The organism is Donghicola sp. XS_ASV15 (assembly GCF_041224595.1).
In the GTDB taxonomy this organism is placed as follows: domain Bacteria; phylum Pseudomonadota; class Alphaproteobacteria; order Rhodobacterales; family Rhodobacteraceae; genus Donghicola.
Map to the genome: position 1 here is coordinate 68,295 of NZ_JBGFGN010000132.1, position 25,140 is coordinate 93,434.

The 25,140-nt window shown below is 59.7% G+C and carries 20 protein-coding genes; 13 read left to right on the forward strand and 7 right to left on the reverse strand.

Annotated elements, in window-relative coordinates; genetic code table 11:
- Positions 1-63 precede the first annotated feature (63 nt).
- From AB9K37_RS10585 to AB9K37_RS10600, 4 genes are all read right to left on the reverse strand, one after another.
- Positions 64-405 carry a DUF779 domain-containing protein gene (locus AB9K37_RS10585; RefSeq protein ID WP_369838211.1) on the reverse strand — a complete coding sequence of 114 codons (342 nt, stop codon included), beginning with the start codon at positions 403-405 and terminating at the stop codon, positions 64-66.
- A 75-nt stretch (positions 406-480) separates the two neighbouring features.
- Positions 481-2,004 carry an aldehyde dehydrogenase gene (gene adh / locus AB9K37_RS10590; RefSeq protein WP_369838214.1) on the reverse strand — a complete coding sequence of 508 codons (1,524 nt, stop codon included), beginning with the start codon at positions 2,002-2,004 and terminating at the stop codon, positions 481-483.
- Between the two features lie 127 nt (positions 2,005-2,131).
- A complete protein-coding gene (locus tag AB9K37_RS10595) occupies positions 2,132-3,097 on the reverse strand; it encodes a helix-turn-helix domain-containing protein (protein WP_369838217.1) in 966 nt (321 codons plus the stop codon).
- Positions 3,098-3,234: 137 nt separating this feature from the next.
- Positions 3,235-5,631: a mechanosensitive ion channel domain-containing protein gene (locus tag AB9K37_RS10600; RefSeq protein ID WP_369838220.1), complete on the reverse strand. Its 2,397-nt coding sequence runs from the start codon at positions 5,629-5,631 to the stop codon at positions 3,235-3,237.
- A gap of 261 nt (positions 5,632-5,892) precedes the next feature.
- Between AB9K37_RS10600 and AB9K37_RS10605 the strand changes: the two genes are divergently transcribed.
- The 4 genes from AB9K37_RS10605 to AB9K37_RS10620 are packed head-to-tail and all read left to right on the forward strand — an operon-like array spanning position 5,893 to position 10,038.
- A complete protein-coding gene (locus tag AB9K37_RS10605) occupies positions 5,893-6,525 on the forward strand; it encodes a CDP-alcohol phosphatidyltransferase family protein (protein ID WP_369838223.1) in 633 nt (210 codons plus the stop codon).
- Positions 6,525-7,724: an ABC transporter substrate-binding protein gene (locus AB9K37_RS10610; RefSeq protein ID WP_369838225.1), complete on the forward strand. Its 1,200-nt coding sequence runs from the start codon at positions 6,525-6,527 to the stop codon at positions 7,722-7,724. The genes AB9K37_RS10605 and AB9K37_RS10610 overlap by 1 nt, the downstream gene beginning before the upstream one ends.
- Positions 7,697-9,409 (forward strand): ABC transporter permease, encoded by a 1,713-nt coding sequence (locus tag AB9K37_RS10615; RefSeq protein WP_369838227.1) that lies wholly within the window; start codon positions 7,697-7,699, stop codon positions 9,407-9,409. The genes AB9K37_RS10610 and AB9K37_RS10615 overlap by 28 nt, the downstream gene beginning before the upstream one ends.
- Positions 9,406-10,038 carry an ATP-binding cassette domain-containing protein gene (locus AB9K37_RS10620; protein WP_369838230.1) on the forward strand — a complete coding sequence of 211 codons (633 nt, stop codon included), beginning with the start codon at positions 9,406-9,408 and terminating at the stop codon, positions 10,036-10,038. The genes AB9K37_RS10615 and AB9K37_RS10620 overlap by 4 nt, the downstream gene beginning before the upstream one ends.
- Here the strand turns inward: AB9K37_RS10620 and choV are convergent.
- From choV to choX, 3 genes are all read right to left on the reverse strand, one after another.
- Positions 10,035-11,066 carry a choline ABC transporter ATP-binding protein gene (choV, locus tag AB9K37_RS10625; protein WP_369838233.1) on the reverse strand — a complete coding sequence of 344 codons (1,032 nt, stop codon included), beginning with the start codon at positions 11,064-11,066 and terminating at the stop codon, positions 10,035-10,037. The two genes, AB9K37_RS10620 and choV, sit on opposite strands and share 4 nt — an antisense overlap.
- Entirely contained in the window at positions 11,063-11,902 is an 840-nt protein-coding gene (choW, locus tag AB9K37_RS10630; RefSeq protein WP_369838235.1) for a choline ABC transporter permease subunit, read from the reverse strand. Before choW ends, choV begins: the two co-directional genes overlap by 4 nt.
- A 78-nt stretch (positions 11,903-11,980) precedes the next feature.
- Positions 11,981-12,895, reverse strand: coding sequence for a choline ABC transporter substrate-binding protein (gene choX, locus AB9K37_RS10635; protein WP_369838238.1), 915 nt, complete (start codon positions 12,893-12,895; stop codon positions 11,981-11,983).
- Positions 12,896-13,100: 205 nt separating this feature from the next.
- Between choX and betC the strand changes: the two genes are divergently transcribed.
- The 9 genes from betC (at position 13,101) to cybH (ending at position 24,791) form a co-directional block, all read left to right on the forward strand.
- Entirely contained in the window at positions 13,101-14,624 is a 1,524-nt protein-coding gene (betC, locus tag AB9K37_RS10640) for a choline-sulfatase (RefSeq protein ID WP_369838241.1), read from the forward strand.
- Positions 14,625-14,732: 108 nt separating this feature from the next.
- Positions 14,733-16,061, forward strand: coding sequence for a sensor histidine kinase (locus tag AB9K37_RS10645; RefSeq protein WP_369838244.1), 1,329 nt, complete (start codon positions 14,733-14,735; stop codon positions 16,059-16,061).
- Complete coding sequence (locus AB9K37_RS10650; protein WP_369838247.1) at positions 16,058-17,050, forward strand: HupU protein; 993 nt, start codon at positions 16,058-16,060, stop codon at positions 17,048-17,050. The genes AB9K37_RS10645 and AB9K37_RS10650 overlap by 4 nt, the downstream gene beginning before the upstream one ends.
- A complete protein-coding gene (locus AB9K37_RS10655) occupies positions 17,047-18,471 on the forward strand; it encodes a nickel-dependent hydrogenase large subunit (RefSeq protein ID WP_369838250.1) in 1,425 nt (474 codons plus the stop codon). Before AB9K37_RS10650 ends, AB9K37_RS10655 begins: the two co-directional genes overlap by 4 nt.
- Positions 18,471-20,723: a carbamoyltransferase HypF gene (gene hypF / locus AB9K37_RS10660; protein WP_369838253.1), complete on the forward strand. Its 2,253-nt coding sequence runs from the start codon at positions 18,471-18,473 to the stop codon at positions 20,721-20,723. The genes AB9K37_RS10655 and hypF overlap by 1 nt, the downstream gene beginning before the upstream one ends.
- 216 nt (positions 20,724-20,939) lie before the next feature.
- A complete protein-coding gene (locus tag AB9K37_RS10665; RefSeq protein WP_369838255.1) occupies positions 20,940-22,025 on the forward strand; it encodes a hydrogenase small subunit in 1,086 nt (361 codons plus the stop codon).
- Positions 22,026-22,028: 3 nt separating this feature from the next.
- Positions 22,029-23,819: a nickel-dependent hydrogenase large subunit gene (locus tag AB9K37_RS10670; protein ID WP_303958914.1), complete on the forward strand. Its 1,791-nt coding sequence runs from the start codon at positions 22,029-22,031 to the stop codon at positions 23,817-23,819.
- 15 nt (positions 23,820-23,834) lie between these two features.
- A complete protein-coding gene (locus tag AB9K37_RS10675) occupies positions 23,835-24,011 on the forward strand; it encodes a DUF6732 family protein (protein WP_369838258.1) in 177 nt (58 codons plus the stop codon).
- Positions 24,012-24,014: 3 nt separating this feature from the next.
- The gene (gene cybH, locus AB9K37_RS10680) at positions 24,015-24,791 is read left to right on the forward strand and encodes a Ni/Fe-hydrogenase, b-type cytochrome subunit (protein WP_369838261.1); all 777 of its coding nucleotides are present in this window, start codon (positions 24,015-24,017) and stop codon (positions 24,789-24,791) included.
- Positions 24,792-25,140 lie beyond the last annotated feature (349 nt).

The window sequence follows — 25,140 nt, forward strand, 5'->3', positions numbered from 1 at the left end:
AGGCGCAGGCCAGTGAGGAGGGACCTGCGCCGAAAAGCGCCACTTGGGATAGACCTAGGGGAGTCAGGTGGCGCAAAGCGTAGAGCGCGTGAGGAAACGACGCTCTCGCCCATTATCAAGGCTAAACATGCCGCCACGGCCCTCGATCACATCAATGATCAAATCCGTATGTTTCCACACCTCGTACTGGCTACCAGAGATGTAGAATGGCATCTCGCCAATCTCTCCCATTAAAACATCGTGTTCACCAACGCGGAAATCACCTTGCGCGTAACACATCGGGGCCGAGCCATCACAGCAGCCTCCGGATTGATGGAACAAGACAGGCCCATGATCAGCAACGATCTCGGAAAGCAGTTCCAGCGCTTCGGGAGTGGCAGTCACCTTGTCCAGTTTTTCAGACATGACCCGTCTCCTTCATCTTGGCGAAAATACCCTCGGGGGGTGTGGGGGGCCGAAAGCCCCCCACATGGTCGTAGCTTAGAAGAAGCCCAGTTTCTGGGGGCTGTAGCTGACCAGCATGTTCTTGGTCTGCTGATAGTGATCCAGCATCATCTTGTGGGTCTCGCGGCCTACACCCGACTGCTTGTAGCCACCGAACGCTGCGTGTGCAGGATAGGCGTGGTAGCAGTTGGTCCAGACGCGACCGGCCTGAATGGCGCGGCCAAAGCGGTAGCAGGTGTTCGCATCACGCGACCATACGCCTGCACCCAGACCGTAGAGTGTGTCGTTTGCGATCTCGAGAGCCTCGTCGGCATCCTTGAAGGTGGTGACCGAAACAACGGGGCCAAAGATCTCTTCTTGGAAGACGCGCATCTTGTTGTGGCCCTTCATGACGGTCGGCTTCACGTAGTAACCGTTCGCCAGATCGCCATCCAGAGTGTTGCGCTCGCCGCCGATCAGAACCTCGGCACCTTCCTGACGACCAATGTCGAAGTAGCTCAGGATCTTTTCCATCTGCTCGCTCGACGCCTGCGCACCGATCATGGTGTTGGGGTCCAGCGGGTCGCCCTGAACGATGGCTTCAACACGCTTCAGAGCACGCTCCATGAAGCGGTCGTAGATCGATTCGTGGATCAGTGCACGGCTGGGGCAGGTGCAGACCTCGCCCTGGTTCAGCGCGAACATCACGAAGCCTTCGATCGCTTTGTCAAAGAAGTCGTCGTCTGCGTTTGCCACGTCTTCGAAGAAGATGTTCGGCGACTTGCCACCCAGCTCCAGAGTCACGGGGATCAGGTTTTCCGATGCGTACTGCATGATCAGACGGCCGGTCGATGTTTCACCGGTGAACGCGATCTTTGCAATGCGCTTCGAGGTTGCCAGCGGCTTACCTGCTTCAAGACCAAAGCCATTGACGACGTTCAGAACGCCTGCGGGCAGTGCTTCTGCGATCAGTTCGCACAGAACCATGATCGCTGCAGGGGTCTGTTCTGCGGGCTTCAGAACCACACAGTTACCGGCGGCCAGCGCGGGTGCCAGCTTCCAGCAGGCCATCAGCAGGGGGAAGTTCCAGGGGATGATCTGGCCAACGACACCCAGAGGCTCGTGGAAGTGGTACGCGATGGTGTCCGCGTCAATTTCCGAGATCGCACCCTCTTGCGAGCGCAGAACGCCAGCAAAGTAACGGAAGTGGTCGATCGCCAGCGGCAGGTCAGCCGCCATGGTTTCGCGGATCGGCTTGCCGTTGTCCCAAGTTTCACATGTCGCCAGAAGCTCCATGTTCTCTTCCATGATGTCTGCGATTTTCAGCAGAGCAGCCGAACGCGCTGCAGGCGCGGTGTGGCCCCACGCAGTTTTCGCTGCATGTGCTGCGTCCAGCGCTGCCTCGATGTCGCTTTCGTCGGAACGTGCGATTTCACAGATTTTGCCGCCGGTGACGGGGCTGCCGTTGTCAAAATAACGGCCGTTCTTCGGCGCAACAAATTGGCCATTAATAAAGTTGTCGTAGCGCTCCTTGAAGGGCGACACGCGTGCTGCGGAGCCGGACTGAGCCATCTCGTTCATAATCATTCCTCCTCGTTGACCCGGCTATCCTCCAGCCGGGATTGGCAACAGCCTCGCCTAACAAGGGGGTTTTGCGCAGCCCCACCAAAGTCTCATTGTTGGCGACGGTGTCTCAGGAATGAGACAGTCAGTGAGTCTTTTCCGAGATTCCAAGGCGCTTCATGCGGCGGTATAGGGTCGCCCGACCAATTCCGAGGGCCTTCGCCGCCGCTGAAACGTTCCCTTCGGCCCGTGATAGGGCACGAACGACCGCAGCGCGCTCTGCGCCTTCGAAACCTTTGGGTGATTCTTTTGGGCGTCCCAGCACGTCGACCGCTGGAATCGGACGCAGAGAGCCTTCGCTCGGCAGACCCAGCGCCGCACGGGCCAGACGCGTCGCCCCCACAACCAGATCATCGCCATCAACTGCCAGCAAGGCGCCCTCTTTGCCCGCGTCCCCCACATAGATGATCCGGGCCTTTTGATAGGTCGCGCGGAAGTAATCGACCTCGATCTGGCTGGCGGTTTGCTCAACCATCGCCGAGATCAACTGATTGAACCCTTGGGTCTGGTCACTTCGAGCAGACGAGACATCCAAAGCTCCGAGGAGTTGGCCTTCGGGGCCGAAGATCGGTGCGTCCATGCAGCTTAGACCAGTGTTGCGCGCCATAAAGTGGTCTTCTCGGTGGATGGTCACGCGGCAGCGCTCTTCCAGACAGGTACCAATCCCGTTAGTGCCTTCGGCTTCTTCGCTCCAGTTCACACCGGACCAGAGACCCCACTTGGCGAACACATCCGCATCCCCGTCGCTGACGCGATGCTGCAAGACAACACCCTGCGCATCCGTCAACAGAACAGCAAAACCGGATTGCTGAACCAACGCATAAAGGCTGTCCACGCGCGGTGTCGCACTTCGGACGAACCCGTCATTCGACTGAAGCAGATGATCAAGCTCTGTCGCCGACAATCGTTCCGGCCCTTTGTCTGCAGCGGGATCGACACCATGGCGCACCAGAGATCGTCGCCAAGATGCAGCCAAACGGGAGCGTGCCGCTGCCGAGCCGGACTCGACAACGGATAAAACATGGTCTGCGTGGTCACGAAGTTCGGACACTGGCACCTCCCCTATGCTGCCGCCCCGCCATTCTCCTCAGACGGCTGGGCTTGCGGTGGGCAGTGTCCTGCAACAACAAATGGCCCGCAAGGTCTGAAACCGTGCGGGCCATCGTCAATTGGTCCTACGACAGCGGATTACCGCCCGCCGTCTTCGCCATCATCACCCACATCGTTGTCGGTGTGGTCGGGCAAGTCCAATTCCTTGGGCTTGTTGCGGGCGTCCGCAGGATCCGAGACCTCGTCGGCTTCGCCTTCGACGATCTCTTGGTTCTCTTTCTTGACCCGCATCGGAACGGACGAGCCGTCCTTGTTCTCGGCCCAAGTAAGGGTCTGGTAGGGGAACGGGATCTCGATACCGCGCTCATCGAAGATGCGCTTGATGATCTCGTTGTAGGCACGGCCAATACCCCACTGATCACCGGGACGGGTTTTAATACGGCCGCGCAAAACAATGGCACTGTCGCCAAAGCTGTTCAGACCGAACCATTCGAAGTCACCAGTGATCTTGAAGCCGTTCTCACCTTCTTTAAGCTCATTAAAGGCATCAAACATGGCTTCTTTCACCTCGGGCACACTCTCGCGATAGGCCACGCCCATGTCGGCAACAAAGTAGCCGTATTCCATCATGTAGTTGGACACCATGTCGACACTGCTGAACGGAATCATGTGGTAGATGCCCTGATAATCCCGCAGGGATACCGATCGGATGGTCAGCTTTTCGACCACGCCGGTGGTGCCGTTCAGGGTGATCACGTCGCCGACGTTAATCACGCCCTCGAACTGGATAAAGATGCCGGTGATGATGTCCTGCACCATCTTCTGCGCACCAAAACCAATCGCCAGACCCAGCACACCAGCCGAAGCCAGCAGCGGCGCGATATCCAGACCAATTTGCGAGAGCACGAACATCAGCGTGATGATGATCAGCGCAATCGTCGCCGCATTGCGCAGCAAGCTGAGCAGCGTGGTTTCGCGAGAGGTCGGCGCTTTGCCCCAGTCTGGGTTCAGGCGGTAATCGACCCACGACGTCAGCGACAGCCAGATCAGGCAGGACACCGCAAGGATCAGCAGAACACTGATGGTCTTGGCCGAAAGGTTCGCCCCAAAGTTCGACGCCAGTGCCGCCCCAAGGTCAAACACCCCCAGTGCGTTCAGGGCAAAGATCACGACGAACAAGAAGATTACGACGCGCAAGCCCGCCATAACTTTGGGGACAAAGCTGTTCAAACGGGTTTCCAGCAGCGGCAGGCGCTGTTTCCAAGCATCCGGCAGATGTACGCCATTCCTTACAAAATGCGTCAACCAGCCAGAGGCCATCATGCCAAGTAGCACCACAAGCGCGACCTGAGCGGTGTTCACAAAGGTCTGGAACACAACAGTGGTCGAGCGGGTCATTACGATGAGGAACACACCCGCCAGATACAGCAGCACGGGCCAGTGCCAGCTGCGCGCTAGAACACCGGCTGCGCCTTTGGGGGCGCTGTCTTCGTCTTCACCCAAAAGGTAGCTGGCAACATTACCCCGGTTGCGCAGAACCGTCGCGACAATGATCCCCAGCACCAGAAGCGCCAACAACAAGGTCACGGCGCGGCCGGTCATGTAGGACAGATCGTTGTTGACGACGGGCACGACCAGCAGCTGACCATATCCCAAGAGACCAATCAGCAGGTTCAGGCGGCGCGACACGTAACGAGCGGTTTCATCTGTCAGCCGAAACATCCGCAGGCTCGATGTTGCAGGCGAGAAGACCAGACGCACAACCACTTTGATCAGTTCAACCACGAGGAAAGCGTTCAGGTACAGGGTCTGGCGGATACCGATCTCGCCGAATTCGCCAAAGACCATTAGCGCCAGCGCATAGCCCGTAAGCCACGAAATCAGGACGATCAGAACGTCAATCGCACCGGACAGAAAGAACAGACCAACCGAGCGTAGGAAAAGGCTGTCAGACGCTTTGGCTCCCAGGCGCTGGTAGTAATTGGTCGCAAAGTTGCGCAGCAGCAGGAACACGGCGATGGTCGAGACGATGACCAGCCCCAAATCCTTGAATGTCACAAGCAGATCAGATGCGTCCCCAGCACCAAGCGCCGAAAGCGTCGAGAAAGAGAAGGTGATCTGACGCCAAATCTGAGCGCTCTCGGCAGTCAGGTCCTCGGCTAAGGACTTGGTAAAGGTCGCGATTTGCCGACCAAAAGAGACATTTTCCTCGGCGACGGCGGCGACCTCTTCAGCCGCCTTCTCCACCACGGTTTCGTCGGCCTCCTCGCTTGATGCATCCGAGCCGGACGAAGCGCCAGAACCATCAATGTCACGCAACGCCTCAATCAGCTTTTCGCGCGTTGCGTCGTCTTGCAGGACATCAATGAGTTTATCGGTTTCGGAGGATTGGCTATCCAAACTCTGTGAAGAGGTGGTCTCGGCCGAAGTCGCAGTGCTGCTGTCTTGAGCCAGCAAAGCACCGGACCACATCAGCATCAGCGCCATCACACAGGCCAGCATCAGCTTTGACAGGGTCGAAAGGGAGCGAATCATAATGGGAAGGTCTTCTCGATCATATTTTTCAGGTTTTCCGGCCCACATGCAGCAGAGGGATGCGCACGACGAAGCGGGCCGAACAAGGCTATGCTTGAGAACAAAAGCCCCGTGCACGTGAAAGGTTCCCTATCGATTAACCATTTCAACAAAAATTTCACGGGCAAAGCTCTCAAGCCCGCAATCACGTTCCTGTCGGTCGTTTGAAAAAATGCAACAAAACGGGTGACATCGCCAGAGCGTCACAGCACAGTCGGCTGCATGTTTGACGCCGCTCTTCGCCCCTTTATTGATCCCGCCCTCAACCGATTGGGTGCCAAGTTAGCGCGTTTTGGCTGTAGCGCAGATTCGATCACGCTGGTGGGGTTGGCCCTCGGACTTTCGGCAGCTGGAGTCATCGCCTTGGGCCATTTGGGCTGGGGACTGGCACTGATGCTGGCCAGCCGATTGGCCGACGGACTGGATGGTGCCATCGCGCGCGCAACGCGGAAGACCGACTTTGGCGGCTATCTGGATATCACCTGTGACTTTCTATTCTACGGCGCAATTCCTCTGGGGTTCGTTATCCTAGACCCCACTTCGAACGCGCTGGCTGGGGCCTTCTTGCTGACCAGCTTCTACTTCAATGGGGCAAGTTTTCTGGGCTATGCCATCCTTGCCGAAAAGCACCGGATGCACACGTCCGCCCGTGGCTCCAAATCTCTGTATTTCACCGGCGGCATCCTAGAAGGCGCCGAAACCATCGGCTTCTTTATCCTGATTTGCCTGTGGCCTGTGTTGTTTGCCCCCGCGTCCTATGTCTTTGGCGCACTGTGCTTTTTCACCGCTGTGTCGCGCATTCTATTGGCCCGCCAAGTGTTCGGGTCCCCCGTCCAAGAGGAGGAAAAGATTTGATGAAACGCCTGACTGCGGCCTGTGCCGCATCCCTGCTGGCCACAACGGCCTTTGCCCAACCCGATCCCAATGATTGGGATGCCGTCCTCGAAGAGGCGCGCGGGCAAACCGTGTACTGGAATGCATGGGGCGGCTCGACAACCACCAACGACTTTATCGCATGGGTCGGGGACCGCGTAGCCGAAGAGCATGGCGTTACTCTCAAGCACGTGAAACTCACCGACACTGCTGATGCCGTGGCCCGTGTTCTGGCCGAACAGCAGGCTGGCACGAACGAAGGCGGCGCGATTGATATCATCTGGATTAACGGTGAAAACTTCGCCTCGATGAAACGTCAGGACCTGCTCTTTGGCCCCTTTGCCGAAGACCTGCCAAATTGGCAGTACGTGGATACCGAGGGCAAGACTGTCCAGACCGACTTCACCATCCCGACCGAAGGTTATGAGAGCCCATGGGCCATGGCTCAGGTGGTCTTTATGTATGACACGGCAGACATTGACGCGCCGCTGCCATCGATGGACGCCATTCTGGAGTGGGCACAGGCCCATCCCGGTCGCTTCACCTACCCCCAGCCCCCCGATTTCCTAGGCGCGACCTTCCTGAAGCAAGCGCTGCTGGATCTGGTCGAGGACCCGGCCCCGCTGATGGAACCCGCAACCCCCGAGACCTTTGCCAAGGTGTCGGCCCCCGTTTGGGATTTCCTCGAAGAACTGACTCCGAACCTATGGCGCGAGGGCGAGGCGTACCCGCAAAGCGGCCCTCAGCAGATCCAACTGCTCAATGACGACGAGATTGATCTAGCGATCAGCTTCAGCCCGGGCGAAGCGTCTACCGCGATTTCGAACTTCGAACTGCCCGACACCGTACGGACGTTTGTTCTGGACAAGGGCACATTGGGCAACGCCAGCTATCTGGCCATTCCCTTCAACGCGAATGCGGCTGCAGGGGCGATGGTTGTCGCCAACTTCATTCTGTCGCCCGAAGCGCAAGCCCATGGTTTGGACCCGTTGAACCTGGGCTACGGCACGGTTCTGGACATGGACAAACTGTCAGACGACCAGAAAGCGGCCTTTGATGCGATTGATCTGGGCATTGCGACCCTGACGCCGGCTGAACTGGGCACGGCCCTACCTGAACCCCACCCCAGCTGGATGGAGATGCTCGAGACCGAGTGGACCGCCCTCTACGGGGTCCAGTGACGCCAAGCCTGACATGGGTTCCCCGCCTGACGCTGGCCGCCTTGGTGCTGCCGGTCGGGGCGGGGCTATGGGGGGTGATTGCCCCCCTCTTGGGTCTGGTCCAAATCACCGGTGCCGACCCTACTGAGGCGATTGATGCCCTGCTCGCTTGGCCCGGCCTTGGGCCCTCCGCGCTGCTGAGCGTGACCACAGGCGTTTCTGCAACTCTGCTCGCGCTGTTCTTGGTCGTTCTCATCCTGTCCCAACTGCATGGCACAGCGGCACTTGATTGGCTTCGAAGGCTACTCTCGCCGTTGCTGTCGGTACCCCATGCCGCCGCAGCCTTTGGTTTGGCATTTCTGATTGCGCCATCGGGCTGGGTGGCAAGGCTCTTTAGCCCTTGGGCTACCGGATGGGACCAACCGCCCGACCTACTCATCCTGAATGATCCATGGGGTCTGACCCTGACCCTTGGTCTTGCCATCAAAGAAGCGCCCTTTCTATTGCTCATGAGCCTTGCGGCACTGGGGCAAACGCGGGCCGACCAGTCGATCCTGATTGCACGGGCGCTGGGGCACAGTGCCTCTGGCGCTTGGCTCAAAACGGTCTTTCCTGCGATTTATGCGCAAATTCGGCTGCCTGTGTATGTGGTGCTGGCCTACTCGATGACGGCGGTTGATGTGGCGCTGATCCTAGGACCGACACGGCCAAGCACACTATCCGTTCAAATCCTGCGGTGGATGTCCGATCCTGATCTGGCCTACCGCCTGCAAGGGGCGGCTGGGGCCTTGGTCCAACTGGCGCTTGTTGTGGGCGTCATGGCCCTTTGGTGGGCGGCTGAGCAAGCTGTCGCCACCTTGGGCAAAGCATGGATCACAGGTGGCAGTCGGAGTTCAGGGCTGGATCAATTGCGCCCGCTGGCCCGTGTTCTCGGGGGGCTGTCGTCCCTTGGGGTGCTACTGGGATTAGCTGGACTCGTGATTTGGTCCTTTGCCGGTCAGTGGCGCTATCCTGATGTGCTGCCGGACCAGATGACCCTGCGCAGTTGGCAGCGCTTCGCACCGCAACTGACCGATCCGCTGATGGAAACGGCACTGATTGCGCTGGCCAGCACGAGCATCGCCCTGATCCTGTGCATTGGCAGCCTAGAGGCCGAGACTCGTCACAACCTGCGCCCCACAGGGCGCGCGATGGCCCTGCTGTACCTGCCGCTACTAATCCCGCAAATCGCGTTCTTGCCCGGACTGCAGGTCTTGCTTCTGCAATCGGGGCTGACCTCGGGGCGCTGGGTGGTGGTTCTGTCCCATCTGGTCTTTGTGCTGCCCTATGTCTTCTTGTCGTTGTCCGATCCTTGGCGTGCATGGGATCGTCGATATGGCACCGTGGCCAGTGCGCTTGGGTCCAGCCCCGATGGCGTTCTGTTTCGTGTGCGTTTGCCGATGTTGCTGGCTCCCCTTCTGACGGCCGCAGCAGTCGGGTGCGCGGTTTCCGTCGGGCAATACCTGCCCACCCTTCTCGCTGGCGGGGGGCGCGTGGCTACGATCACGACCGAAGCCGTCGCGCTGAGTTCCGGTGGGAACCGCCGTGCCATCGGGGTTTACGCCGTGGCTCAAACTCTCGCCGCGCTCATCCCCTTTGCAATCGCGCTAGGACTGCCCAGACTGGTCCACCGCAACCGCCGTGCCTTGATACCGGAGACCCGATGACCACCGGACTGACCCTGAAATCCCTGCGCATTACCCGCGGCGAGACTGAGTTGCTGGCGATCGACACTAATGTGCCTTCGGGCGCGGTGCTGTCTGTTATGGGTCCCTCTGGTGCGGGCAAATCTACGCTGCTGGCTGCACTGACGGGCACGCTGGCCCCTGCGTTTCAGCTCCAAGGACGCGTGATTCTGAACGGTCGCGACATCACCAACCTCCCGACCGAAGCGCGGCGCGTCGGCATTCTGTTTCAGGACGACCTGCTATTTCCCCATTTGAGCGTCGGTCAAAATATGGCCTTCGGATTGGCCAAAGGCGGCACCCGTACTGAGCGCCGCGCGAAAATCAAAACCGCGCTGACGGATGTGGGACTAGAGGGCTTTTTTGACCGCGATCCGGCGACCTTGTCCGGCGGACAAAAGGCACGGGTCGCCCTGATGCGGATGCTGCTGAGTGCGCCAGAGGCGCTTCTATTGGACGAGGCGTTCAGTGGTCTGGATCCGGCCCTGCGCGAACAAATACGGGCGCTGGTGTTTACCCGCGCCCGCACTTTGAATTTGCCTGTGGTGATGGTGACCCACGACCCTGCCGATGCAGAGGCCGCGGGCGGTCACATCTTGAAAATCGGTTAGGCCGCGCTGCGCGGGTCCACCAGATTGCGCAGGATGTCGTCCTTGGTGATCTGACCGATGATCTGGCCGTCCTTGATCACAGCCAGCGGAGTTTCGGTGCCCATGATGCGCTGCATCACGTCGCCCACCGGCATCCCTGCATCCACCTGATCGGTCGCCAGAGAGGTCTCCGGCGACATGATATCGCCCGCGCGCAAAACACCCAGCGGGTTCATGTGCGCCACAAACTCGGTCACATAGTCATCTGCAGGTTTCGAGAAGATTTCCTGCGGTGTGCCGCACTGGACGATCCGCCCACCTTCCATAATCGCGATCCGGTTGCCGATCTTGAACGCCTCATCCAGATCGTGGCTCACGAAGATGATGGTGCGGTTCAGCTTCTGCTGCAGCTCCAGCAATTCGTCCTGCAATTTGGCGCGGATCAGCGGATCAAGCGCACTGAAGGGTTCGTCCATGAGCAGGATCGGCGCGTCGGTCACGAACGCGCGGGCCAGACCCACACGCTGTTGCATGCCGCCCGAGAGCTCGCCCACCTTGCGGTCGGCCCATTGGGACAGACCCACGAGGTCGAGTTGAGTTTCCACCTTGGAGTCGCGCTCGGCCTTGTCCATGCCGCCAAGTTCCAGACCCAGTTGCACGTTCTCGCGCACAGTCCGCCAGGGCAGCAGACCGAACTGCTGAAAGACCATGGCGATCTGGCTCAGACGCATCCGGCGCAGGTTGGTTTTGTCCGCATGGGTGATGTCGACCATCTGGTTGCCGTCATTGACCAGGACCGAGCCGCGCACGACAGGGTTCAGGGCATTCACAGCACGCAGCAGGGTCGATTTGCCCGAACCGGACAGCCCCATAAGCACCAGAATTTCACCGGTCCCAACCTCGAGCGAACAATTGTGGACGCCCAAGACCTGACCGCATTCCTGTTGGACGGTGCCGCGGTCGGCGCCCTTGTCCATCAGGGGCAGCGCGCTTTGGGGTTTGTCGCCAAAGACGATGGAGACGTTGTCGAATTTAACAGCCATACTCATTTCTTTTCCCCTTTGCTCAGCATCCGATCCAGCATGATGGCGACAACCACGATGACAAAGCCAGACTCAAAGCCAAGCTTGGTGTTCACCTGATTCAGTGCGCGCACCACGGGCACGCCAAGGCCATCCGCGCCAACCAGCGCAGCGACCACAACCATCGACAGCGACAGCATGATGGTCTGGTTCAGGCCCGCCATGATCTGCGGAAGGGCATAGGGAAGTTCGACCTTGTACAGGACCTGATTGGGCGTTGCACCGAACGCGCGCGCCGCTTCAAGCAGCTGCTGCGGGGTCGAGGAGACACCCAGATAGGTCAGTCGGATCGGCGCAGGCAGCACGAAGATCACGGTCGCAATCAGGCCCGGCACCATGCCGATGCCGAAAAAGACGATCGCGGGGATCAGGTAAACAAATGTCGGAAGGGTCTGCATCAGGTCGAGCACCGGACGCAAATATGTGTAAACCTTGGGCTTGTGGGCGGCGAAAATCCCGATGGGCACGCCGACGGCCATACAGACCACACAGGCGGACATCACCAGCGTGATGCTTTCGGTGGTTTCCTCCCAATAGTCCTGATTCAGGATGAACAGGAAGCCAGCGAAGACAAACGCACAGATTTTCCAGTTGCGCTGCAGGACCCATGTCAGTGCGACAAAAGCCGCAATCACCACCAGCGGATGCGGGGTCTGAAGCAGCCAAAGGATGGCATTGATCAGCCAGTCCATCGCATCGGACAGGCCTTCGAAAAAGAATTCGGCGTTGTCGCGCAGGAAGTCGAACACGACCTCGGCGCCTTCGCCTACCGGAATTTTGTTATCGGTTAACCAATCTAGCATCTATCACTCGTTCTCTGTTCGGAGGGACAACCTTAAGAAAGGAGCCCGGCATTGATCCGGGCCCCGATAGGTCGGTGATTAGAGGCCGAGGTGCGCTTTGACAGCAGCCACTGCGTCGCCACCGTCGATGGTGGTCACGCCTTCGAACCAAGGTTCGATTTCTGCGAAGTTTGCCTTCAGCCAGGTTTCGGTTGCATCATCTGCTTCTTCGCCGTCGTTCAGGATTTTGCCCATGACTTCGTTTTCCATGGCAAGGCTGAACTTCATGTTCTTGAGCAGCTGGCCAACGTTCGGGCACTCGTCTGCATAGCCGGTACGCGTGGTGGTGTAGACCACACCTTCACCGCCAAAGAAGTCTTCGCCGCCGGGCAGGTACTTCAGTTCAAAGTTTGCGTTCATGGGGTGGGGTTCCCAGCCCAAGAAGACAACGTCTTCGTCGTCTTTGTAGTTACGCTCGACCATCGCCAGCATGCCCTGCTCCGAGCTTTCGACGACTTCGAACTCACCCAGACCGTGGGTGTCATTCTCGGTCAGGCCGATCAGGTAGTCGTTGCCTTCGTTTCCGGGCTCGATGCCATAGATTTTGCCGTCCAGCGACTCTTCGAATTTCGCGATGTCACCATAGGACTGCAGGCCACGCTCCCAAGTGTAGGCGGGGACGGCCAGAGTGTACTTAGTCCCTTCGAGGTTCACGACGAGCTGCTCGATCTCACCTTTGTCCAGATAGGGCTGGATGGCGCCGGATTGCGCGGGGATCCAGTTGCCGAGGAACACGTCAACGTCGTCGCTTTCGAGCGAAGCAAAGGTCACGGGAACCGACAGAACCTTGGTGTCTACGTCGTAGCCCAGACCTTCGAGGATATGAGTCGCGGTGGCGGTGGTGGTGGTGATGTCTGTCCAACCCACGTCCGAGAAGGTCACTTCCGAGCAATCCGCAAAAGCGGGCGAGGCTGCGATGACGGCCAGAGCAGAGATGGTTGCCTTGAATTTCATCTGGATTTTTCCCTGATTTGTTTGAGTGTGGTTTTGTTGATTGACTGGTCAATAAAAATCTGGTCTCGGTGAGAGAGTCAACGAAAAACCCGAATTGACAGGGTTTTGTGGCGCATTGGACCAGTTTTTATGCGGTTTGCGAGGGGTTTGGAGTGCATTCCCATTTTGCAAGATCGCACTTGCAACACGAGGAGGACACCAAGAGATGACCGAAACGAAACGGCCGAACATCCTGATTTTGATGGTAGACCAGCTCAATGGCACGCTCTTTCCGGATGGACCGGCAGACTTTCTGCACGCGCCCAACCTGAAAAAGCTGGCCGCGCGGTCCACGCGTTTCCGGAATTCTTATACGGCCTCTCCGTTGTGCGCACCTGGCCGCGCCTCCTTTATGTCCGGGCAGTTGCCCAGTGATACGGGTGTCTACGACAACGCAGCCGAGTTCACATCGTCAATCCCGACATACGCGCACCATTTGCGCCGTGCGGGGTATCAGACATGTCTTTCGGGTAAAATGCACTTTGTCGGCCCTGACCAGATGCACGGCCTAGAAGAACGCCTGACTACCGACATCTACCCCGCCGATTTCGGCTGGACTCCGGACTACCGCAAACCCGGCGAGCGGATCGACTGGTGGTACCACAATATGGGCAGCGTCACCGGCGCGGGCGTGGCTGAGATCAGCAACCAGATGGAGTATGATGACGAGGTCGCCTACAACGCGACCCGCAAGATCTATGATCTGGGCCGCGGTCTGGATGACCGCCCTTGGTGTCTGACCGTCAGCTTCACCCACCCGCACGACCCCTATGTCGCCCGCAAGAAATACTGGGATCTGTACGAGGATTGCGAGCACCTGCTGCCCGAAGTCAGCGCAATCCCCTACGAAGAGCAGGACAACCATTCCAAGCGCATATTCGACGCGAATGACTGGCGCGGCTTTGACATCAACGAAGACGACATCAAGCGATCGCGCCGAGCTTACTTCGCAAACATCTCGTATCTGGACGACAAGATCGGCGGGATTCTCGAGGCATTGGACGGCACCCGCCAGACCGAGAACACCATCATCCTGTTCGTGTCAGACCACGGCGATATGCTTGGCGAGCGCGGCCTCTGGTTCAAAATGTCCTTCTACGAGGGATCGTCCCGCGTGCCGATCATGATCGCCGCCCCGCAGATGGAACCTAGCCTCGTCACCGAGCCGGCCTCGAACATCGACATCTGCCCGACCGTTTGTGATCTGGCTGGCGTCAGCATGGAAGAGGTCATGCCGTGGACCACCGGCGAGTCGCTGGTGCCCTATGGTCAGGGCCAAACCCGCGAAACCCCTGTCGCGATGGAGTACGCGGCAGAGGCTTCATATGCCCCGATGGTCTGCCTGCGTCAGGGAAAATACAAGTTCACGCGCTGCACTCTGGACCCCGAGCAACTGTTCGATTTGGAAAAGGACCCGCACGAGCTGACCAATGTCGCTGGCGATCCCGAGTACGCGGAAGTTCTGGCTGAATTCCAAGCCGAAGCCGACCGCCGCTGGGATCTGGACCGCTTTGATGCAGATGTGCGTTTCAGCCAGGCCCGCCGCTGGGTCGTTTATGAGGCTCTGCGCAATGGCGACTACTACCCTTGGGACTACCAGCCCCTGCAAAAGGCCTCTGAACGCTACATGCGCAACCACATGGACCTGAACGTCCTAGAGGAAAACAAGCGCTTCCCCCGCGGCGAGTGACAAGCGATCTACCAGCGGTGGCAAGCCGCTGGCCCTTGACCTTTGGTTTCAATCTGTTGGACCCTGCGGCATCCCCCGCGGGGTCTGTTCGTTTCACAAAGGTCAGCCATGTCTCCGGACCAGTTCCCATCGCCAGACACCTTGCGCGCCGATATCGGTGACGCGGCGTGGGTAGACGTGATGCAGGCCGTGGACCGGACCTATGCGGAACTGGTCGACTATCAGGAACAGCTGGAAACGCGGAATGCCGAGTTGGAGGCACTGCGGACGTTTCTGTCGTCAATCATGCATTCCATCAGCGATTATCTGGTGGTGACCGACACCGCCGATTGCATCGCGGATGCCAGCCGGTCGTTCTGCAAGGCCGTGGGCCTGCCCGTGGAAAAGCTGATCGGCCAGCCAATTGCGGGCTTTTTGTCCGGCACCAGCAGCGCCGACCTGATGACAGCGATCTCTCGCACCATGGCGCAGCGGGTCGAGAAAACCGCCGAAGCCGAACTGTCCACCACCATCGGGCCGGAGCCTGTGGAATTCCGCGTTTCGCCTCGCCTGCGGGCTGGCCGGAAACGGGCGGGTGTAATTCTAACAGGCCGCCCCTTGGGCGAACTCCGCCGCGCCTATTCCGAGCTGGAGACCAGCCACGAAGAGCTGAAGCAAGCCCAGACCCAGCTAGTTCGTAATGAAAAGCTGGCGTCCCTTGGTCGCCTCTTGGCCGGCGTAGCGCACGAGTTGAACAACCCAATCAGCTTTGTCTACGCCAACACCCACGCGCTGGAGAAATATATTAACCGGTTTGAGACCTATTTTGACCGCGTGCAATCCGGCGCCTCTCGGGATGAATTGGTGACCCTGCGTGCCGACTTGAAACTGGACCGCGACCTGCGCAACCTGCGCACCGCCATCAACGGGGCGCGCGACGGGGCCGAGCGGGTCAAGAACATCGTCGAAGACCTGCGCCGCCTCTCCGCCGAAGGGTCGGGTGAATTGCGCCCGACTGATCTGGTCCAGACCGCCCGTATCGCCGCCGACTGGGTCGAGCGTGGCAGCAAGAGCCAAGTCAAAATCACCCTGAGCGGCGCAGCGCCTTGTATCGCCCACGCCCGCGGCGGCCACATCCAACAGGTCTTGATGAACTTGATCCAGAACGCCGTCGACGCCATGTCAGGCCAAGATGATGCCACGCTGGACATCGCCACCCGCTACGAGGACACCCACGCGATTATCGAGGTGACTGACAACGGCCCCGGCATTCCCGACAGCGCCAAGGCCAAGATTTTCGACCCCTTCTTTACGACCAAAGAGGTCGGCCAAGGCACCGGCCTCGGGCTGTCGATCAGTCACAAGATCGCGGATGAACACGGCGGCGCGCTAGAGTTGATCCCGACCGACAGTGGCACGTGTTTCCGGCTGACCCTGCAACGCGGAGATCAGACATGAATATCTTATGGCTTCAATCTGCGGGCTGCGGCGGCTGCACCATGTCGCTGCTTTGCGCCGAGGACCCCAATGTGCTGGACCTGCTCGAAGGGGCGGGGCTGAATCTGCTGTGGCACCCGTCCTTGTCCGAGGCCACAGGCGCCGAGGTGCGCCGGATGCTGGACGCGATTCTGGCGGGGGAGCCGCAGCTGGACATCCTGTGCGTCGAAGGCTCCATCCTGCGCGGCCCCAACGGCACAGGCCGCTACCATATGCTTGCGGGCACGGGCCGCCCGATGATGGAGTGGGTCCGCGATCTGGCTGGCATCGCCAGCCACGTGGTCGCCGTGGGCACTTGCGCGGCCTATGGCGGGATGAGCTCGGCGGGCGAAAACCTAACCGACGCAGTGGGCTTGCAGTACGATGGTGGGCACGCGGGCGGTATCTTTCCAGCGACGTGGCGCAGCAAGTCTGGCCTACCGGTCGTGAACGTAGCGGGCTGCCCGACCCACCCTGACTGGGTCACCGAAACCCTGATGCTGATCAAGGCAGACGCGCTGACCGAAAACGCGCTCGATGGCCTCGCCCGTCCTCGCTTTTACGCTGACACTTTGGTCCACCACGCCTGCACCAAGAACGAATTCTACGAATACAAAGCCAGCGCCGAACACCTTTGTGAAATGGGCTGCATGATGGAGCATCTGGGCTGCGTCGGCACCCAAGCGGTCGGTGACTGCAACACCCGTGGCTGGAACGGCGCGAACAGTTGTACGCGGGCGGGCTACCCCTGCATCAACTGCACCGCGCCCGAGTTCGAGGAACCGGGCCACGGCTTTACCGAAACCCCGAAATTCGCGGGCATTCCCGTGGGTCTGCCCACCGACATGCCCAAGGCATGGTTCATGGCCCTTGCCAGCCTGTCCAAGGCCGCGACCCCGAAACGACTGGCCGAAAATGCAGTGTCCGACCGCGTGACAGTGCCGCCCACCTTGCGAAAGCCCAAACCATGACGACCTTGCTTGTTGGCCCCTTTAATCGTGTCGAAGGGGATTTGGAAATCCGGCTCGAGGTGCAGGATGGTCAGGTGTCGGCAGCCTATGCCAATTCGCCCCTGTTTCGTGGGTTCGAACGGATGATGGTCGGCAAAGGCCCCTTGGATGCGCTGACAATCACACCGCGCATCTGCGGGATTTGTTCGATCAGCCAGTCTATGGTGGCTGCGGCAGCGCTGGCTGATCTGGCTGGTGTGCAACCCGCGCCCGAGGGGGCGAAGGTCGCAGCGCTCCTTCATATGATCGAAAATGTCTCGGATCACATGGCGCACTTCAACCTGTTCTTCATGCCGGATTACGCCCGCGTCGGATATTCCGGTGCAGACTGGCACGGGCAGGTATTGGAGAGATTCACGGCGGGCCAAGGCAGTGCCCTGCGCCGCGCGATCGAGGCCCGCGCAGACCTGCTGCACGTAGTTGGAATGCTTGGCGGAAAGTGGCCGCATACTCTGGCGATCCAGCCAGGTGGGGTCACCCGCACGCCCACCGCACGGGACCTGATCCGTATCAGCGCGACGCTGCAGGCGTTCCGGCGGTATCTGGAGGCCGAGACCTTTGGCGGGAAGCTAGAGGATTTCGCTGCCTTGGACAGCATTGAGGCGCTGGAAGCGTGGAGCGGTGGAGACGCCGCCCTGTTCCTGCGCGTGGCAGACGCGTCCGGCACGGCAAAGATGGGTCAGGGGTCGGGGCGCTACATGTCCTTTGGCGCATACCCCCTGCCCGATGGCCGCGTGTTCGATGCAGGCACGTGGGACAACGGCACCGAAGCGCCCGTGGACTTCAGCGCAATCCAAGAGGACATCAGCCACGCGTGGATGCTTGGCGATCCAGCGCATCCGACGCAGGGTGAAACGATCCCAGACGAGATGATGCGCGAAGAGGCCTACAGTTGGTGCAAGGCGCCGCGCCTCGCCGGTCGGACTTTTGAAACCGGCGCACTGGCGCGGCAGATCATCGTAGGGCACCCCTTGGCAAGGGCGCTGACGGCAGAGGGTGGTGTACGGGCGCGGGTCGTCGGGCGCCTGCTGGAACTGGCGCTGACACAGATCGAGATGGAGCGCTTGCTGCGCAGCATCCAACCCGAAGAGCGGTTCATGGATCAGGTCGCGCTACCTGCAGACGGCACCGGCGTCGGTGTCGTCGAGGCCGCGCGGGGGGCATTGGGGCATTGGATTAACGTCGAGGATGGCGCGATCAATAACTACCAGATCATCGCGCCGACGACTTGGAATTTCAGTCCCCGTGACAGCGCAGGCACCGCCGGTCCGGTCGAGGCCGCTTTGGTGGGCGCACCTGTCGCCGAGGGCGAGGGCACGCCGCTGTCGGTCCAACACATCGTCCGCAGTTTTGACCCCTGCATGGTCTGCACGGTCCATTGATGAACGGCCTGCGCATCAGGGTGCGTGGTCAGGTCCAAGGGGTCGGCTTTCGGCCCTTTGTCTGGACCCTGGCGCAGGATTTGGGCGTCACGGGCCATGTGCTGAACGATCCCGAAGGCGTGCTGATCGAAGCTTATGGACCCGTGGCTTCCTTGCCCGATCTGATCCGTAGGAGAGCGCCGCCTTTGTCCCGCATTGATGCTATTGAAGTGTCAGAGATCACCGGCAAATTGCCCGCAGATTTCCGCATCATAGCCTCCAGCGGCACCGGGGCCGAGACCCGTGTCACGCCCGACGCTGCGACCTGCGACGCATGTCTCGCGGAGATTCAGGACCCAAGAGACCGCCGCTATGGTTATGTTTTTGCGAACTGCACCCATTGCGGACCTCGCTACACGATCCTGCAAGCGCTACCCTATGACCGCGCGCAGACCACCATGGCAGAGTTCCCGATGTGCCCGGATTGTGCATCGGAATACGCCGACCCTGCGGACAGACGGTTTCACGCGCAGCCCATCGCCTGCCCCGTTTGCGGACCGCGCCTGTGGATCGAACCCGCTCACGAGGACCCAATAGCCGAGGCCGCCGCGCGCCTGCGGCATGGAGAGATTTTGGCCATCAAGGGGCTTGGCGGCTTCCATCTGGCTTGCGATGCACGGAACGCAGGTGCCATCGCAAACCTACGTCGGCGCAAGCACCGGCCCGCGAAACCCTTTGCTCTGATGGGGACGCTCGCGATGATCCGCCAGCATGCATCCCCGACAGAGGCAGAGGTAGCCCTCTTGTCAGATCCAGCCGCGCCGATCGTGCTGCTGTCCAGCAACGGCACCCTGCCCGACGGCGTCGCCCCGAACCAAAACACATACGGCTGGATGCTGCCATACACCCCTCTGCATCACTTGCTGATCAAGGCCTTTGGCGGGCCTCTGGTCATGACCAGCGGGAACCTGTCGGGCGAGCCGCAGGTCATCGGGAACGGTGAGGCGCGAGAGAAACTGGCACCCTTTGCCGATGCGTACCTGATGCATGATCGCGATATCGCGCGGCGGCTGGATGACAGTGTCGAGCGGATCACCCCGCACGGCCCCATGGTTTTGCGGCGGGCGCGGGGGCGTGTACCGGGGACTTTGCCTCTGCCAGAGGGGTTTGAGAGCGCACCTCAAACCGTAGCCTATGGCGGGCAGATGAAATCTGCGCTTTGCCTGATCAAGAACGGGCAGGCCCTGTTGGGGCACCATCTAGGGGAACTGGATGAGGCTCTGACATGGGAGGCATTCCAGAAGGCCGACCGCGATTATACGGCGCTGTTTGACCACAAGCCAAAGGTCGTGGCGGTGGACTTGCATCCTGATTTCCGCGCATCACGCCACGGGGCTGCTCGGGCAGAGGCAGAGGGGCTGTCTCTGCAGGAGGTTCAACACCATCATGCCCACTTGGCAGCGTGTATGGGCGAGAATCTGTGGCCGTTGGACGGCGGCAAGGTCGCGGGGATCGTTCTGGACGGATTGGGGCTCGGACCGGATGGGACCGTTTGGGGCGGAGAAATCTTGCTTGGGGATTACCTTGGGTTCGAGCGGGTCGCGCATTTGTCACCTGCCCCTTTGCTTGGCGGCGATCGGGCGCAGGCGGAGCCTTGGCGGAATGCGTTGGCGCGGCTGGATCAGTCGGGACTGTCTGATTGGGCGGATGACCTCTTTCCTGATGCACCGAGAGACATGCTTCGGATGGCCGCGTCGCGCGGCTTGAATGCGCCGATGTCGACCAGTGCGGGACGGCTGTTTGATGCCGTAGCCGCCTGCCTAAACATCTGCGCAATGGGGCAAAGCTACGAGGGTGAAGCTGCGATGACCCTAGAGGCTTTGGCTCTGAAAACCCCCATAGAGGAACAGCGGGACGCCTATCAGATGGTTCACACACCGGACGGTTTCGACGTGACCCAGATGTTCAAAGCCATCCGCGCGGACCTGAACTCCCATACCAGCACCCGAACAATTGCGTGGCGCTTCCACGCGGGCTTGGCGCAGACCTTTGCCTCTGCCGCCAAAGAACTGGTGGACCAAGGGCAGGCGAAAGCCATCGCGCTGTCTGGGGGATGCTTCCAAAACGCGCTGCTGCTTGATCTGACCATTCAGGCGCTCGGCGACACCCCCTACCTGATTCACACCAAGACTCCCGCCAACGATGGTGGGCTGGCCTTGGGGCAAGCACTGGTTGCAGCCGCCCGCGAGATTCCCCAAGCGGAAAGCATCTGACCAACAGGGTGGAAAGCTGGCAGCATTCCATCCGAATGCACCCGCAGCACCAAGCCCAATAGTTGCAGCAAGCCCCTGATCTGACTGCGTTTTAAATGTGTGTCACCGGTGCACCCATTCGCTTTGATCGAAATCGTCATCTGCCCGACATTCAAACTAACGGAATGTATGCAATTGCATCCCGACGGAATCGATCCAGTTAGGGGAGGACCAGTTTTGAGCCAGATCGAAACCTTCTACGACGTTATGCGGCGTCAAGGGATCACGCGGCGGAGTTTTATGAAGTATTGCTCCTTGACCGCGGCGGCCCTGGGCCTCAGTCCAAGCTTTGTACCCAAAATCGCCCACGCCATGGAAACCAAGCCGCGCACGCCGGTAATCTGGGTTCACGGTCTGGAGTGTACCTGTTGTTCGGAATCCTTCATCCGCGCCGCGCACCCGCTGGCCAAGGATGTGGTTCTGTCGATGATCAGCCTCGACTACGACGACACGCTGATGGCCGCTGCCGGTCACGCGGCGGAAGCTGCGCTGGAAGACACCATCCAGAAGTACAAGGGCAACTACATCCTCGCCGTTGAGGGCAACCCGCCCTTGAACGAAGATGGCATGTTCTGCATTACGGGCGGCAAGCCCTTTGTCGAAAAGCTGCGCTATGCTGCCAAAGACGCGAAGGCGATCATCAGCTGGGGCGCCTGTGCGTCCTATGGCTGTGTGCAGGCGGCAAAGCCGAACCCGACCCAAGCGACTCCGGTTCACAAGGTCATCACCGACAAGCCGATCATCAAGGTTCCGGGCTGCCCGCCCATCGCCGAGGTCATGACCGGTGTGATCACCTATATGCTGACCTTTGACCGTCTGCCCGAGTTGGATCGTCAGGGCCGCCCCGCGATGTTCTACAGCCAGCGTATCCACGACAAATGCTACCGCCGTCCGCACTTTGACGCTGGCCAGTTCGTCGAAACCTGGGACGACGAGCACGCGCGCAAGGGCTACTGCCTGTACAAGATGGGCTGCAAAGGCCCGACCACCTACAACGCATGTTCCACCATCCGCTGGAACGAAGGCGTCAGCTTCCCGATCCAGTCGGGCCACGGCTGTATCGGTTGTTCGGAAGATGGCTTCTGGGATCAGGGCAGCTTCTATGACCGCGTCACCGATCTGACCCAGTTCGGCGTCGAAGCGAACGCAGACAAGGTCGGCCTAACCGCTGCCGGTGTCGTCGGCGCAGGTGTCGCCGCACACGCCGCCGTCAGCGCGCTAAAGGCGGCCCAAAAGAAAACTCAAGACAAAGAGGAGGCGTAAGCCATGGTAGCAACTCCGAACGGCTTTGACCTCGACAACACCGGACGCCGCATCGTAGTGGATCCCGTAACCCGTATCGAAGGTCACATGCGCTGCGAAGTGAACGTCGACGAAAACGGCGTGATCCGCAACGCAGTCAGCACCGGCACCATGTGGCGCGGTCTGGAAGTGATCCTCAAGGGTCGTGACCCCCGTGATGCTTGGGCCTTTACCGAGCGTATCTGCGGCGTATGCACCGGCACCCACGCGCTGACCTCGGTGCGTGCGGTTGAGGATGCACTCGGGATCACCATCCCCGACAACGCGAACTCGATCCGCAACATCATGCAGCTGAACCTGGAGATTCACGACCACGTCGTGCACTTCTACCACCTGCACGCGCTGGACTGGGTGAACCCCGTGAATGCACTGCGCGCCGACCCCAAAGCGACCAGCGAGCTGCAGCAGGCTGTCAGCCCCAGCCACCCGCTGTCCTCGCCCGGGTATTTCCGCGACGTGCAAAACCGCCTGAAGAAGTTCGTTGAATCGGGCCAGCTGGGGCTGTTCAAGAACGGCTACTGGGACAACCCCGCCTATAAACTGCCCCCCGAGGCAGACCTGATGGCGACCACGCACTATCTCGAAGCGCTCGACCTACAGAAAGAGATCGTCAAGGTTCACACCATCTTTGGCGGCAAGAACCCTCACCCGAACTGGCTGGTTGGCGGCGTTCCCTGCCCGATCAACGTCCACAGCACCGGTGCTGTCGGCGCGATCAACATGGAGCGCCTGAACCTCGTTTCGTCGATCATCGACAAGTGTAACGAGTTCAACCGCAACGTTTACCTGCCCGACGTTATCGCCATTGGCGGCTTCTACAAGAGCTGGCTCTATGGTGGCGGTCTGTCGTCCAAGGCTTGCCTTGCCTACGGTGACATCCCCGAGAACCCCAACGACTTCTCACCCGAGCAATTGCATCTGCCCCGTGGTGCGATCATCAACGGCAACCTCGAAGAGGTGCATGATGTTGACGTGCGTGACCCCGAGCAGGTTCAGGAGTTCGTGGATCACAGCTGGTACGACTATGGCGAGCCCGGCATGGGTCTGCACCCGTGGGATGGCCGCACCGAGCCCAAGTTCGAGCTGGGTCCGAATGCCAAAGGCACCAAGACCAACATCAAAGAGCTGGACGAAGCTGGCAAGTACAGCTGGATCAAGGCCCCCCGTTGGCGCGGCAACGCGATGGAAGTTGGCCCGCTGGCCCGCTACATCGTCGGCTACGCCAAAGGTCACGAGGACATCAAAAACCAGGTCGACGGCCTGCTGCGCACCATGGATCTGCCCGTGGACGCTCTGTTCTCGACCCTTGGTCGGACTGCGGCGCGCGCGCTGGAATCCGAGTACTGTGGCCGCCTGCAGAAGCACTTCTTCGACAAGCTGGTCCAGAACATCAAGAACGGTGACGAGAGCACGGCAAACGTCGAGAAGTGGGATCCCAAGACCTGGCCCAAAGAGGCAAAGGGTGTTGGCATGACCGAAGCGCCGCGCGGTGCTTTGGGTCACTGGGTCAAGATCGAGAACGGCCGGATCGAGAACTACCAGTGCGTTGTTCCGACCACTTGGAACGGCTCGCCCCGCGACAGCAAAGGCAACATCGGTGCGTTCGAAGCGTCGCTGATGAACACCCCGATGGAGCGTCCCGACGAGCCCGTCGAAATCCTGCGCACCCTGCACAGCTTCGACCCTTGCCTTGCTTGCTCGACCCACGTGATGTCGCCCGATGGTGACGAACTGACCACTGTCAAAGTGCGCTAATCAGAGGATCAAACCATGAAATATTTCACACTTGCTCTTCTGTTCGGCGCAACCGCTGCTCAGGCACATACCGGTCACGATGCCGCCCTTTCGGGCGCATCGCACTGGATCCTGTCGCCCATGCACGGCCTTGGTCTCATTGCTGTGGCGGGTGTCCTGTACGCCCTGCGCACCGCACGCCGGAAGGAGTGAGCCATGCCCGAGGATACAATTCACCGACCGAATATGGACGTGAACCCGTTGCCGACAGCTCAGCTGACCGGCGACGCCACGGCCGAGGACATCGATAGTATCCGTCGTCGGACCTCTGTCTTTGTCTACGAATGGCCCGTCCGCCTGTGGCATTGGGGCAATGCCCTGTGCATCGTGGTTCTGTGCATCACCGGCTGGTTCATTGCCAGCCCGCTGCCGACCATGACCTTTGCCGAGGCGACACATCAGTTCGTCATGGGTTACATCCGCTTTGCACACTTTGCGGCGGGTCAGCTGATGACTGTGGGCTTCTTTGCCCGCATCTACGTGGCGATCACGGGCAACCACCACGCAAAACAGCTGTTCTATGTCCCATTCTGGAACAAGCACTGGTGGGCGGAAATCATGTTCGAGATCCGCTGGTACCTGTTCATGGAAAAAGAGCCCAAGAAGTATGTGGGTCACAACCCGCTGGCGCAGGTCGCCATGTTCTTCTTCATCACGCTGGGAACTGTCTTCATGTTGGCGACCGGTTGGGCGCTTTATGCTGAGGGCGCAGGTCAGGGCAGTCTGCCCGATCTGGTCATGGGCTGGCTGATCGCGCTGGTTGGGAACACCCAGATCCTGCACAGCCTGCACCACATCGGCATGTGGTTCATCGTGATCTTTGTGATCATCCACATCTACGTGGCGATCCGCGAAGACATCATGAGCCGCCAGTCCATGGTCTCGACCATGATCTCGGGGCATCGGACGTTCAAGGACGACCGCGCGGATTGATCACAGCGCTGTCACTTTGGATAGGAATCGGAAAGGCGGATCTTCGGGTCCGCCTTTCTGCATGATAGCAATATTCCAAATTACTCAATTAGTGGTTACTTACTTACCACATTACTAAGCAGCTAAAACGCTGAATTCCAGCTAACACACCAAAATTCAAAGGAAATAGTTTTCTCAGCCCAAAAGGTGAATTTCTTCCATCCCTTCGACCCACATTTCCCAAGTAAGGCGCTGATTTCGCTGTCCTGACCATTATATTTCCTATATAAAACATGGTGTTGAAGGCTGCGAGGGGCGCGTTTCATGGATCACCCAGAGGGTGCGGGCTTGCAACGGGCAGATCGGGTGG

What these genes read in the sequence shown, in the direction of transcription:
- AB9K37_RS10585 (WP_369838211.1), bottom strand. Translation starts at nt 405, where the DNA reads ATGTCTGAAAAACTGGACAAGGTGACTGCCACTCCCGAAGCGCTGGAA.
- adh (WP_369838214.1), bottom strand. Translation starts at nt 2,004, where the DNA reads ATGAACGAGATGGCTCAGTCCGGCTCCGCAGCACGCGTGTCGCCCTTC.
- AB9K37_RS10600 (WP_369838220.1), bottom strand. Translation starts at nt 5,631, where the DNA reads ATGATTCGCTCCCTTTCGACCCTGTCAAAGCTGATGCTGGCCTGTGTG.
- AB9K37_RS10605 (WP_369838223.1), top strand. Translation starts at nt 5,893, where the DNA reads ATGTTTGACGCCGCTCTTCGCCCCTTTATTGATCCCGCCCTCAACCGA.
- AB9K37_RS10610 (WP_369838225.1), top strand. Translation starts at nt 6,525, where the DNA reads ATGAAACGCCTGACTGCGGCCTGTGCCGCATCCCTGCTGGCCACAACG.
- AB9K37_RS10620 (WP_369838230.1), top strand. Translation starts at nt 9,406, where the DNA reads ATGACCACCGGACTGACCCTGAAATCCCTGCGCATTACCCGCGGCGAG.
- choV (WP_369838233.1), bottom strand. Translation starts at nt 11,066, where the DNA reads ATGAGTATGGCTGTTAAATTCGACAACGTCTCCATCGTCTTTGGCGAC.
- choW (WP_369838235.1), bottom strand. Translation starts at nt 11,902, where the DNA reads ATGCTAGATTGGTTAACCGATAACAAAATTCCGGTAGGCGAAGGCGCC.
- choX (WP_369838238.1), bottom strand. Translation starts at nt 12,895, where the DNA reads ATGAAATTCAAGGCAACCATCTCTGCTCTGGCCGTCATCGCAGCCTCG.
- betC (WP_369838241.1), top strand. Translation starts at nt 13,101, where the DNA reads ATGACCGAAACGAAACGGCCGAACATCCTGATTTTGATGGTAGACCAG.
- AB9K37_RS10645 (WP_369838244.1), top strand. Translation starts at nt 14,733, where the DNA reads ATGTCTCCGGACCAGTTCCCATCGCCAGACACCTTGCGCGCCGATATC.
- AB9K37_RS10650 (WP_369838247.1), top strand. Translation starts at nt 16,058, where the DNA reads ATGAATATCTTATGGCTTCAATCTGCGGGCTGCGGCGGCTGCACCATG.
- AB9K37_RS10655 (WP_369838250.1), top strand. Translation starts at nt 17,047, where the DNA reads ATGACGACCTTGCTTGTTGGCCCCTTTAATCGTGTCGAAGGGGATTTG.
- hypF (WP_369838253.1), top strand. Translation starts at nt 18,471, where the DNA reads ATGAACGGCCTGCGCATCAGGGTGCGTGGTCAGGTCCAAGGGGTCGGC.
- AB9K37_RS10670 (WP_303958914.1), top strand. Translation starts at nt 22,029, where the DNA reads ATGGTAGCAACTCCGAACGGCTTTGACCTCGACAACACCGGACGCCGC.
- AB9K37_RS10675 (WP_369838258.1), top strand. Translation starts at nt 23,835, where the DNA reads ATGAAATATTTCACACTTGCTCTTCTGTTCGGCGCAACCGCTGCTCAG.
- cybH (WP_369838261.1), top strand. Translation starts at nt 24,015, where the DNA reads ATGCCCGAGGATACAATTCACCGACCGAATATGGACGTGAACCCGTTG.